The sequence below is a fragment of the Paenibacillus sp. 22594 genome (genome assembly GCF_052044425.1).
In the GTDB taxonomy this organism is placed as follows: Bacteria; Bacillota; Bacilli; order Paenibacillales; family Paenibacillaceae; genus Paenibacillus_AQ.
This window is the reverse complement of the sequence record NZ_JBQENA010000013.1, coordinates 77,366-89,764: the sequence shown is the minus strand read 5'-3', so window position 1 is coordinate 89,764 and position 12,399 is coordinate 77,366. Positions and strand designations below refer to the sequence as shown.

At 52.8% G+C, this 12,399-nt stretch carries 8 protein-coding genes; 5 read left to right on the top strand and 3 right to left on the bottom strand.

The genetic code is table 11. The features are described 5' to 3' along the window. Positions 1-8: 8 nt before the first annotated feature. Both ACTJKB_RS27950 and ACTJKB_RS27945 read left to right on the top strand, forming a co-directional pair. Positions 9-1,310, top strand: a complete 1,302-nt coding sequence (locus tag ACTJKB_RS27950; RefSeq protein WP_440837583.1) for an NCS2 family permease — start codon at positions 9-11, stop codon at positions 1,308-1,310. Between the two features lie 183 nt (positions 1,311-1,493). Beyond that, on the top strand, positions 1,494-3,692 hold the full coding sequence (locus ACTJKB_RS27945) for a HelD family protein (protein WP_440837582.1): 2,199 nt from the start codon (positions 1,494-1,496) through the stop codon (positions 3,690-3,692). A gap of 151 nt (positions 3,693-3,843) precedes the next feature. Here ACTJKB_RS27945 and ACTJKB_RS27940 read toward each other — a convergent pair whose 3' ends face one another. The 3 genes from ACTJKB_RS27940 to ACTJKB_RS27930 form a co-directional block, all read right to left on the bottom strand. Next, positions 3,844-4,416 carry a nitroreductase family protein gene (locus ACTJKB_RS27940; protein WP_440837581.1) on the bottom strand — a complete coding sequence of 191 codons (573 nt, stop codon included), beginning with the start codon at positions 4,414-4,416 and terminating at the stop codon, positions 3,844-3,846. Positions 4,417-4,427: 11 nt separating this feature from the next. Further along, entirely contained in the window at positions 4,428-5,462 is a 1,035-nt protein-coding gene (locus ACTJKB_RS27935; protein ID WP_440837580.1) for an ABC transporter substrate-binding protein, read from the bottom strand. A 75-nt stretch (positions 5,463-5,537) separates the two neighbouring features. Further along, positions 5,538-7,118 (bottom strand): helix-turn-helix domain-containing protein, encoded by a 1,581-nt coding sequence (locus tag ACTJKB_RS27930; RefSeq protein WP_440837579.1) that lies wholly within the window; start codon positions 7,116-7,118, stop codon positions 5,538-5,540. Positions 7,119-7,553: 435 nt separating this feature from the next. Between ACTJKB_RS27930 and ACTJKB_RS27925 the strand changes: the two genes are divergently transcribed. The 3 genes from ACTJKB_RS27925 to ACTJKB_RS27915 all read left to right on the top strand — a co-directional run bounded on the left by ACTJKB_RS27925 (position 7,554) and on the right by ACTJKB_RS27915 (position 12,397). Then, on the top strand, positions 7,554-7,835 hold the full coding sequence (locus ACTJKB_RS27925; RefSeq protein WP_074101937.1) for a CD3324 family protein: 282 nt from the start codon (positions 7,554-7,556) through the stop codon (positions 7,833-7,835). A 140-nt stretch (positions 7,836-7,975) separates the two neighbouring features. Further along, on the top strand, positions 7,976-9,280 hold the full coding sequence (locus ACTJKB_RS27920) for a replication-associated recombination protein A (protein WP_440837578.1): 1,305 nt from the start codon (positions 7,976-7,978) through the stop codon (positions 9,278-9,280). Positions 9,281-9,661: 381 nt separating this feature from the next. Continuing rightward, the gene (locus ACTJKB_RS27915) at positions 9,662-12,397 is read left to right on the top strand and encodes a glycoside hydrolase family 9 protein (RefSeq protein WP_440837577.1); all 2,736 of its coding nucleotides are present in this window, start codon (positions 9,662-9,664) and stop codon (positions 12,395-12,397) included. The last annotated feature ends 2 nt before the right edge of the window (positions 12,398-12,399 follow it).

Genomic DNA, 12,399 nt, shown 5'->3' with positions numbered 1-12,399 from the left:
GTTTTTTTATGAAATCGAAGTTTTGGCGAAATAGTGTAGGTCTGGAGCCGGGCGACAACTGGAAAAGGGAACTCTCGGCAGGTATTCTGTCCTATTTTGCTTCTGTATATATTGTGATGGTCAACGCGGCAATTCTGCATGATGCAGGGATGCCGCTGCGGGCAGGGATGGTGGCAACACTTCTGACGGCAGTTGCAGGCTGTCTCCTGATGGCTTTTGGCGGTAAAACGCCGATTATTGTAGTGCCGGGTATGGGCATCAATGCTTTTTTCACCTATACGCTGGTGCATTCCATGAAGCTGGACTGGCGTGAAGCGCTCGCAGTAGTAGTCGTAACAGGAGTGCTGTTCGCCATTGTGGCATTTACCTCGCTGTACCGGATTTTGAGCGATGCGATTCCCCATAATCTCCAGCATGCGATTACGGTCGGGATCGGGCTGTTTCTGACGTTTATCGGTCTGCAAAAAAGCGGCATCGTTATTGCCCATCGCACGACCTTTGTCGCCATCGGCCACTTTAGTAATCCGGCTGTTATCACCTCCTGTGTGACTCTTATTCTTGCGCTGGTGCTGTTCATCCGCGGTACAAGGGGCGGACTTCTGATCAGTATGCTGGCTGGTACGGGTCTGGCTTACTTGCTGGGGGCAGCCCATGTACCGGAGAAGACAGATTCAGGGCATATCTTCGCTGGATATGGTGATGTGTTTGCCGGAATGGACTGGAGCCGGGGGATCAGCCTGGTCTTCTGGATCGCTGTATTCCTGCTGCTGCTGATTGTCGTGTTTGAAAATATCGGCCTCATCTCGTCCCAGACGCTAATGGCAGGCCGTCCGGAGCGCTTTAAAAGCAGCCTCCGTGCGCTATCCATCGCCAATATCGCTGCCGGCCTGTTCGGCAGCAGCCCTGTGGTTGCAGCTGCTGAATCTACGGCAGGGATTGCTGCAGGCGGCCGCTCCGGCCTGACCTCGCTTGTCACTGGCCTCCTGTTCAGTGCCACGTTTCTGTTCATCCCGCTGCTGGCCTATGTGCCGGACAGCGCCATTGCGCCGATTCTGATTGTCATCGGCGGCCTGATGGTGCAGAGCGTACGCGAGATGGATCTCAGCGACTTGACCGAGCTGTTCCCTGCATTCCTGATTATGGTGATGATTCCGTTCACCTACAGTATCGTGGACGGCATGGCCTTTGGCTTCATCACCTACCCGATTGTGAAGCTGGCTATGGGCAAAGGCAAAGAGGTTCCGCCCGCGCTGTATGGCATCGCCGGTTTGTTTGTGGCCAACTTTGTGCTGCATGCTTTGATGGGATAGTCTATTCGGAGCAGAAACAGAAACCGCTTCTGCTTGGTTCAAAAGGGATGGTATTCCAGAATCTGTTGTGATATGATGAATATCCTTTTTGTGTGAGTGAAGCCAGTCTTGCACGGGGCAAATCAGGGTGTGCGCTTGCCGGGAGCAAGCGTATGCCCATAGACTTTTAGGAGGTAACTGAAATTGGAGGACAACTTTCAAAGTGCCTATCAAGAGGAAGAAGACAGGCTGAACAGCGCGCTTACGGAGATTGACACCGTTCTTGAGAGACTGCGGGGCATTCCGGTATACACTGGGCATGAGTATACGGAGCAGGTGCTGGAGGACTCAAGGGAGCAGCGGCGCAAAGATCTTGCCAAGCTGCGGCAGGAGCCTTATTTCGGACGGCTTGATTTTCAGGGCAAGGATGAGGATGAACGCAAGGCGCTCTATATCGGTAAAATCGGTGTAGACCGGGAACAGGTAAGCGACCGTCCGCTGGTGATCGACTGGCGTGCTCCGGTAGCGAGCCTGTTCTATTCGTTTACCGGCGGGACGGAACCGGCCTCCTACGAAGCTCCGGAGGGGCTGATCGAAGGGCTGGTGTACCTGAAGCGAAACGTAGTGATCCGCAAGCAGATTCTGGAGCGGGTGGCAGATACCTATAACCGCGACAGCGATGCTCCGGCCGTATCGGATGAATTTCTCGTCTACCGGCTGGGTGAGAACAAGGACAACCGGCTCCGTGATATCGTCTCAACGATTCAGGAGGAGCAGGACAGGATTATCCGGGCGGCAAAGAACACCGCGCTCATTATCCAAGGCGTGGCGGGCAGCGGGAAAACCACGGTCGCTCTGCACCGGCTGGCGTTCCTGCTGTATCAATACAAGGATCAGGTATCAGCGGAGAAAATGATTATTTTTGCGCCAAACCGGATGTTCCTGGATTATATTTCGGATGTGCTGCCGGAGCTTGGCGTCGGCAATATCGCCCAGAGCACCTTCCCGGACTGGGCAGCAGATGTGCTGGGGGTTGTGCTGCCCGAGCAGAATGCTGCAGATACTATGAATCTTTGGTTTGAACGCGAAGGCGGTATGCCGGAGATTACGGAAGAAACACCAGGCCGTTTCAAGGGATCGACTGCCCTGATGGGAATTATTGAGTCTGCTATTGGCCTCCTGGAGAACGGTGCGGTGCCGGAAGGCGACTTCAGTCCCTGGGAAGGCTCAGTGCTGCGCCGGTCCATGATTTTGCGCTGGCATAATGAGGAGTACGCTCCGTATCCGCCGGCCAAGCGCAAGGAACGGGTCATGGCGCGGATTCACCGCTGGATTGAAATGGAGCTGAAGAAGAGCCCCTCGGCTGCGGCACTTAAGGACCGGAAGAAGAAAAGTGCGGCGCGCGAAAAGGCCTACAGCACAAAATGGCCGAAGTATGATCCGCTGATGATCTACAAGCAGATTTTCCGTGCCGTAAAGGTCCCTGAGGATTGGCCGCCAGAGGCGCCGGACAGAATTCCGCAAGGTGTGCTGAAGCTGACGGTCAAGGACCTCAAAAAAGGTATCTTGCATGAAGAGGATCTGCCTCCGCTGCTGTACATTCATTATTTGCTGAACGGAAATGAAGGCAGCAGCCGTTTTGACCATATTGTTATTGATGAAGCGCAGGATTTTTCACCTTTTCAGATTGCAGTACTGGATTTGTATGTAAAAGGTCATTCCTTTACCATTCTGGGCGATTTGTCCCAGGGGATTCATGCTTATAAAGGCGTGCATGCCTGGGAAGAAATGCAGACGCTGTTCGCCCCTGAGCACACAGCTTACCATGCGCTGACGCGCAGCTACCGTTCAACCATGGAGATTATCGAATTCGCCAACGGCATTCTGTCCGCCGGAGTCGGCAGCAGCCTGTTGGCCGTACCCGTCTTCCGCAGCGGAAATCCGGTTCGGCTGATTCCATATGTAGAAGAGAAGCCGGAGCATACAGCAGACGGGGACAGCCGCATGGAGGCCGTTAGAACGGCGCTGGCATCGCTCTCGGGCCGGGAATACCGGACAGTGGCTGTATTGACCCGCAGCCTGCGGGAAGCCGCAGAGCTGTACACAGAGCTTGCCGGGTTGTTCGATGATATTCATCTGATCGACGGCAGCATGACCGAATACCGGGGCGGGCTGTCCGTGCTGCCGGTCTACCTGTCCAAGGGGCTGGAGTTCGATGCTGTAATCCTCGCTGATGCCGATTCGGACCATTACGGCGATGCGGCCTGGGATGCGAAGCTGATGTATGTAGGCTGTACCCGTGCACTCCACGAGCTGTGGATGCTGCATGGCGGCAGCCTTCCGACGTATCTTCGGAATGGGGATGGGACTGCACTAGGGTGGCCGGAGCCAGAAATCATATAATACTCGAGCCAAGACTGCGCAGGGTAGATACCGGGCGGCCTTGGCTCGATTTTTCGCGTTTCTGCACTTCCATCCATTGCGAGAACGTAAAATGGGTGCATAAAAAAGGGATCAAATACAAGCTGGCCAGCTTGTACTTGATCCCTTTTTTTCAATCTTTTATGACCGTAAGCAGGTCTGCTGCAGCTGTGCGCGGTTTGGGAGCGGGCTGGTTCTTGGGATCGAAATATCCCATATGCAGGGTGCCGACCACCTTTTCAGCCGTTGAGACGCCTAATGCTGCCCGAAAGGAGGAGGCTTCGTTGAAGGCGGCTGTTTTCCATACCATTCCGATCCCCTGTTCCCAACCCAACAGCTGGATGTTTTGAATCAGGGCGGCTGTCGCTGCGAGAGCTTCCTCCCAGGCTTTTCCGGGAAGATCGCTTTTCATCACCACGACAAGATGGGCCGGGGTTTGGCTGCAATACGCATCATAGATTTGTGCGCCATACTGTTGGGCGAATGCTGCGGAGCGTGCCGCCAGTACTGCATCAGCAAACTTTGCCCGGCCATTTCCAACGAAAAGGATGAACCGCCATGGCTCTTTTGTGGAGTGAAATGGTGCCCAGACCGCGTTGTCCAGCAGGTCCATTAGGGTTTCTTGGGCAATAGGGACACCATTGAATTCCTGTATTGTTCTTCTCCCGCGTATCGTCTGTATAAGCTGGCTGTCTGAATGGTTCATGGCAGCGTCCCTTAAGATTCCGGTGAGTAAGCACCCGAAATTTCGTCGATGACATTACTCAGACCGATTGGGCCATAGCCTGCAAACCATAGATTCGCATCTCCGATATACACATGCTTGTTCTTGACGGCCGTAAGGTTCGCCCAGATTGAAGTGCTCATAATATTATCGAGCGCTGTCTTATTACTCTCACCAGGCCGGAGAATAATGAACATACGGTCGGGATTCAGTTCAGGTAGAACTTCCTCTGAGATGGCTACATTCCAGGAATCCTTGAAATCTATACCTTCAACAGAAGCTGGAGTCAATCCAAGCGGGCCGAATAACGTGAAGTTGTCACCGGGTTGTATTAGTTGCAGCTGCTTGTCCTGCACCCGCAGATAAGCGACGGTCTCATTGGGGGCAACAGCAGCCAGCTCATCTTTTACCTTGGCTACCTTGGCTTCATAATCGGTATGGATCTGGTCAGCCTCAGCTTCTTTCCCGAAGATCTCTGCGGTCTGCCGGAATCTTGTCCAATCCTCTTCATTCTCGTTGTCAAAAAGAATTGTTGGCGCGATCTTGGACAGCTGCTCATAATTAGCTTCATTCAGTGTCTTTGAGGCAAGAATAAGATCTGGCTCCGCTTCAAGCAGTGCCTCCAGATTTGGAGCTTCACCCGAACCGATGGCGATAGTATCCTTCATCCGGTCTGCCAAGTATTCGGGGAATCCCAGGTCATTGTATGTAACCAAGGCATGCGGTTCAATTCCGAGTGCTAGTAAGTGGTCTGCAAAAACATAGAGCATGCCCGCGACTTTCTTCGGATGTGCCGGAATTTCTATATCCCCTTTGATTGTCGAGATGATCCGGGTTTCTGAATGCTCTGCCGTATTGGCAGGTGATGGGGAAGGGGCTGCTGCCTCTGCCGCATTTCCGTTATTCCTGCTGTTGCTGCATCCGACGGTGAGCCCCAGCATTAAAACTGCAATCAGGCCGATGGCTCCCCGATTAAATTTGTGATTAAACCTACGAATGCTTGGAAGCACAAGCCACACACCTTTCATAAATGAGTTTGATAATCATTATCAATACTTATTATAAGGAGTGGTCTGCAAGGGGGCCATGGACAAATATGCTCATCATCTGGACATTTGGCTCATGAGCAATTCGCTTGAACGGCGCAGGAATAAATCGTGGGCCAAGGAGGTGTAGCACGAATAGCGGCTGGAATCCCCGATTTCATAGATATGTCCTTTTTGAACGGCTTTTAGGTCCTTCCATGCCACTTGTGAGGCAAGCGAGCGATGGATCGCGGTACGCTGTAGAGCGTCGCAGGATGTGAATAGTATCAGATGGTCAATGCTGCATTCCGTGAGCTGTTCTGGAGTAAGGAGGACAGAATGTTCCACGTTCATTAATTGACGGGGTCTGGAGAGCTGTAGATCGTTATAGAGCACTGTACCCAAATTTCGACTGCCGAACAAGCGGAAGCTGCCTTTCTCATATTGTGCTACTGCAACCTTCCTGTCTCCTATCTTTTCCCTAACCCTTGTCCGCAGTCTTTCAGCGAGCACTTCATACCCCGCCAGCCACTGCTGCGCGATCTCCAGACGGTTCACCGCTCTCGCAATCATTTGGAAATGCTCACGCCAGTCGCCTTTAAATGGCACGGTGCAGGTTGGTGCAATGTGAGGGAACAAAGCGGCTTTGTCCGGTTCCGCGTAATCCGATTGCTCGAAGCTGATAATCAACTCTGGGCGGGCTTGGACCAGACTGTCAATGTCAGGCTGATCATGCCCTAGGCTGATTACATTATTCAAGCCGGAGACGGGGCCGTATGAAGGGTTGACCAGCGCCGCATAAGGCGTTAAGCCCAGCGCCAGCAAATGGGAAGTGTAAGGATGGGCTATGGAAGCAATCTGTGTGGACATGCGTTGTTTTTTGACATATACGGTTGGCGGGATACCGGTAGCTGCTTTGAATTTACGGCTGAAGTAGAACTCGTCCTGGTAGCCCACCCGGTTCGCAGCTTCACGGAGTGTGATTTCAGAACGGAGCAGCAAATCGCCTGCATTCTGAATGCGGACAGCGTTCAGGTACTCCATTGGACTTTGTCCTACCTGTTTCTTGAACAGCCGGGAGTAATGGGCCACGCTCATTCCTGTCATTCGGGCAAGCTTTTCCCGGGTTAAGGAATGTCTGAAATGAGTATCGATATAGGTCTTGGACTGGCTGATCGCCCCGGCTGAAGCATTGTCTTTCACTATCCCGTTCTTTACTGGCCGCCATAGATGAAGCAGCAGCTCCTGAAACCGGATAGTCGATTCCATCCGCTCCCATTCACCTGCCTGCCAGCCCGAGCAGATCGTGCAGGCCCTCTGTGCTGCTTCAGGCCATGGTATGGGCGGATAAATACCGGCCTCCAGCTCACCCCGCTGAAGCGTATACTGATCATTCTCTGAATACACATCAAAGGTGAAGTAGCAGTATTCCAAAGATTGCTGATCCTTCACAAGCAGGCGCCATAATGTTCCAGGGAGCAGCAGCAGCACATCGCAAGGACGCAGCGCAGACAAATAGCCCTTTGCTTCAACTTCTCCGCTGCCTTTGATCCCTATGAGGAGTGTATGCTGATCTGACTTGTGAAGCCCAGTCTCAGATGGATTGGCATTAACGCGCTTGGCGCCAATGAGTTTGTATAGTCCTTCAGTTGCTTTCATCTCAGCTTGAATACTCCTTTCATGTGCGGTCTGCTCTTATTATACCTTCATCCGTGAACGGGAAACATCTTACTTCTTCTGGTGGAGAACGATTATAACTATTTTTGAACTTGTAACCGGGGCTTCCCTATGGCTTAATAATAAGTGTCCGGCCGGGCAAGATTACTTCTGGAAGGAGGCTGATTGAAATGATTTCAGAATACGAGGTGGTTTCCGTCTAGTACGGAAGCCTGTATATGAGGGGGCCGCGAGGCCTCCTTATCATTTATGAAGAGTACATCACATTGAATGTAGACGCTAACCACAGGGTTTTATATAATGAAATTACGGTTTTACCAAATTTGAGGAGAAGAAAGGAGGCAGGTGACATGAAGCTGATGAACAGCGCAGTGATCGGACACAAGGGAACACACCTGTTGAAGGAGGAAACGGTACGTGAGTTATGTAAATGGAAAGGATGTGCTCCCCCCGGGTTTGCTCGAAGAGCTACAGGGATACATCCAGGGTGAACTGCTCTACATCCCGAAGAAAACGGAAGAGCGGGTAAGATGGGGCGAGAACAGCGGCTCCAGGCAAGAGATTGCCAGCCGCAACGAGGAAATTTTCTGCAGTCACAGCAGCGGCTGCTCGGTGAACGAGCTGCAGCAGAGGTACCACTTATCTGAAGAAAGCATTCGCAAGATTATTTCAAAAACACGGCTGGCGATGAACCGCTAGCCTGAACTTTGAACAAAGAGCATGGCGCCCGCCGGGAAGGCGAGGTCATGCTCTTTTATTTGCTTGCTGCCGCCGTGTGGTATGATAGAGAGCGGTAATGCTTCATAACGCCTACAAGATCATAGCAAGGAAGTGGAATCATGGATTTATTTTCCTTCGGTGAGGAACCCGCGGGCGGACGTCTGCTTGCAGACCGGATGCGCCCGGAGAATCTCGATGAATATATCGGCCAGGAGCATATTGTGGGACCAGGCAAGCTGCTGCGCCGTGCGATTGAAGCCGACCAGGTGTCTTCCATTCTGCTCTATGGCCCGCCCGGCTGCGGCAAGACGACCTTGGCCCATATTATATCCCATCATACGCAGGGGGAATTTGTACGTCTCAATGCGGTGGAGGCATCGGTTAAGGATGTGCGTGAGGTCATTGAGCGTGCGCAGAGCAATAAATCACTGTACGGCTCGAAGACGATATTGTTCCTGGACGAGGTACACCGTTTTAACAGTTCCCGCCAGGATGCGCTGCTGCCTGCTGTAGAGAAGGGCACGATAGTTTTTATCGGAGCGACTACGGAGAACCCTTTCCATTATGTAAACGGAGCGCTTTTGAGCCGCTCCACGCTGTTTCAGCTGGAATCACTGACAAGTGAGCATAGCCTGATTGCGATGCACAGAGCGCTGGCTGATGAGAAGCGGGGACTGGGATTCATGCAGCTGCAGGCGGATGAAGAAGCGCTGCAGCATATTGCGGGCATGGCCAACGGCGACATCCGGCGTGCACTGAACGCACTGGAGCTGGCTGCCATGACAACGGCACCGGAGGCTGACGGCAGCGTTCATATTACGCTTGCGGTAGCGGAGGAATCCATCCGCCGTCCGATTGTCAAAGCCGATGAATCGACGCAGTACGACATTCTATCGGCTTTTCATAAGAGCATCCGTGGCTCCAGCGATGCCGCTCTGTTCTGGTTCCTCTATGCCGTGGAGAAGCTTGGCATGGACCCGATGACGTTCATCCGGCGCCTGATCGCGGCCAGCAGCGAGGATATTGGCTTAGCCAATCCGCAAGCGATGGTACAGGCGGTCAGTGCTCTCGAGGCCTACCGGAACAATGGCTGGCCGGAGGCCAGGCTGAACATCGCTCAGGCGATTCTGTTCGCCGTTGAGAGCCCGAAGTCGAACGCCGTCGTAATGGCGATTTCGAACGCGCTGGATAGCATTGAGGAACTGAAATCCGCCGAGGTGCCGCTCCATCTAAGGGATACGCATTATAAAGGCTCATCGGAGCTTGGCCATGAAGGCTACCAGTATCCGCATCATTTTCCCGGCCATTATGTGAAGCAGGAATATTTGCCGAAGGCGATTGCCCGAAGGGTGTTCTATCAGGCTACCGAGCAGGGGAATGAGGCGAAGATCCGCCATAATCAGGGGTTGCGGCGCGGCCATTAGCGTACACCAAGAAGCGGAAAGTATTTGCACAGAACCGTTCTTTTACGAAATGGGGCAGCAGGGCCTCTCGTAAGAGAATGGTTTTTTTTGTGGAGATTTGATAGAAGTCGAATATCCACGCGAAAATATGATCGAAATGGAAATATTTTTACAAAAAATACTGTTTTCGAGAGAATTTTTACTGTAAATATATAGAATTAAATCCCTGTATATGGTATATGTGTATATGGGATGAGTATATCCTGACATGACTGTGGGAGGTGGGAGATGAATCTGGCGAATGAACACGATTACAGTCTGGACACTGGGGAGGTATTGGTCCGTGATGAAAGGGATCGAGCAGGCATGTAAGATGAGGAAGAAGAAGGGAGCTGGGCTTGGATGAAACTGAAGAAGCGGAAGCAAGGCCTAATCTTATCTTTATGTGTAATGCTATCATGCACGTTGGTCTCAGGAGCAGCATTTTACCCGTCAGTCAGCAAAGCGGAGGGAAGTGGATTCAATTATGCAGAGGCACTGCAGAAATCTATCTATTTCTATGAAGCTCAGCGATCCGGGGATCTGCCGGATAATAACCGTGTGGAATGGAGAGGTGACTCCGGGCTGCAGGACGGTGCGGATGTCGGTCACGATCTGACGGGAGGCTGGTATGATGCGGGAGACCATGTTAAATTCGGGTTTCCTATGGCGTACACAGCCACGATGCTGGCATGGTCAGTCTATGAGTACAAGGATGGTTATGTGCAATCAGGCCAGCTGGATGAGATTCTTGGTAACATCCGCTGGGCAACAGATTATTTTGTGAAAGCGCATACCGCTCCCAATGAGCTGTGGGGACAGGTCGGTAACGGTACGGCGGATCACAATTGGTGGGGGCCGGCGGAGGTCATGCCTATGGCGCGTCCGTCGTACAAGATTGATGCTGCTCATCCCGGCTCAGATCTGGCGGCTGAAACTGCTGCAGCCTTAGCATCGGCGTCCATCATTTTCAGGGACTCGGATGCGGCATATGCGGACAAGCTGCTGCTGCATGCGAAGCAATTATACCATTTTGCCGATACGTACCGTGGAGCTTACTCCGATAGTATCACTGACGCCAAGCAGTATTACAATTCCTGGAGCGGCTATGCCGACGAATTAAGCTGGGGCGGAGTTTGGCTCTATATGGCGACTGGTGAACAGACTTATCTGGACAAAGCCGTAGCCGCCAGCAACTCGTGGGGCACCAATCAATCCGGTCAGTGGGGCTATCAGTGGACCCAGTCCTGGGATGACAAGCATTATGGTGCACAGCTGCTGCTCTCGCGTATCACAGGCGATCCCCGGTTTATTCAATCTACTGAGCGGAATATGCAGTATTGGACAACCGGGGTGAACGGGACAACCGACCGTGTAGCCTATACACCAGGAGGGCTTGCCCATCTGGACCAGTGGGGGGCACTGCGATATGCGGCAAATCAGGCGTTTCTGGCCTTTGTCTATGCAGACTGGGTAACCGATCCGGTAAAGCGGAATACAGCCCGTACGTTTGCCGAGCGGCAGATGACCTATATGCTGGGTGATAATCCCCGTAACAGCAGCTATGTCATCGGCTTCGGCAGTAATGCACCACAGCATCCGCATCACCGGACTTCACATGGCTCCTGGAGCGACAGCCAGACAACCCCTGTCAACCACCGCCATGTTCTGTATGGTGCACTGGTGGGTGGACCCTCCAAGACCGACAGCTATACGGATACGATCAATGATTATGTCTCGAATGAAGTTGCAACCGATTACAATTCAGCGTTTACAGGCGCTTTGGCCAAAATGATGCTCTTGCACGGGCAGGGGCAACAGCCGCTTAGCAACTTCCCTCCGGCGGAAACACGGGAGGATGAAATGTTCGCGGAGACTTCGGTGAATGCGAGCGGCAGCAATTTTGTGGAAATCCGGGCGCTTATCAATAACCGTTCCGGCAGGCCGGCACGTTCCAGCAGCTCGATGTCATTTAATTACTATGTGGACCTAAGCGAAGCTGAGGCCGCAGGGTATGGACCGGAAGATATCACGGTCAAAGCAGGAGGCTACAACCAGGGCGGGACCGTTTCGCCGCTGCTTCCCTTTGACGAAGCGAATCATATTTATTACACGAAAATTGACTTCACCGGCACACCGGTTTATCCTGGTGGGCAATCGGCCTACCACAAGGAGATCCAGTTCCGGATTAGTGCTCCACTGAATACGTCCTTCTGGGATAACACAAATGATTTCTCCTTCCGGGGCGTGGCTTCAAATGCCTCCGCTCCTGTGAAGAATCCGTATATTCCGGTGTTCGACGCAGGTGTTAAGGTCTACGGAGAGCTGCCGTCCGGCGGAAATCCCAGCGAACCCAAGGTTCCGGGCCGTCCAACTGGACTGCAGGCAGCCGCAGGAAATGCCAGTGTTTCGTTGACCTGGAATGCGGTTAGCGGCGCAGCACAGTACAGTATCAAACGTGCACTGGTCAGCGGCGGACCTTATACGGTTATTGGAACAGTAACAGGAACAGCCTACAGTGACAGCGGGCTGGTGAACGGGGTGGATTATTATTATGTTGTAACCGCTTCAAATGCAGTAGGAGAGGGTATGGCATCCGCTCAGGCCACTGCCCGGCCGCGTGAGACTCCCATACCTTCCACGGGAGATTTGCGGGTGCAATACCGCACCAATGATACGAGTCCCGGCGATTCGCAGATCCGCAGCCAGTTCCGGATCGTGAATACGGGAACCCAGGCGGTAGCCCTTAGCGGATTGAAGCTCCGCTACTATTACACCGTTGACGGAGACAAGGCGCAGGAATTTCACTGTGACTACGCTGTCGTTGGCAGCGGGAATCTAAGCGGCAGCTTTGCGAAGCTGGCTGCTCCTGGCGCGACGGCAGATTCTTATGTGGAGATTTCTTTTGCTGCAGGTGCCGGAAATCTTGCTCCAGGCGCGGATACCGGTGAAATCCAGGTGCGCTTCAACAAAGCAGATTGGACAGCCTACAATGAAAGCAACGATTATTCCTATGGCGGAACCCAGCAGACCTTCGCAGATTGGGATAAAGTCACGCTTCACCATGAAGGGAAATTGGTTTGGGGATTGGAACCATAAAT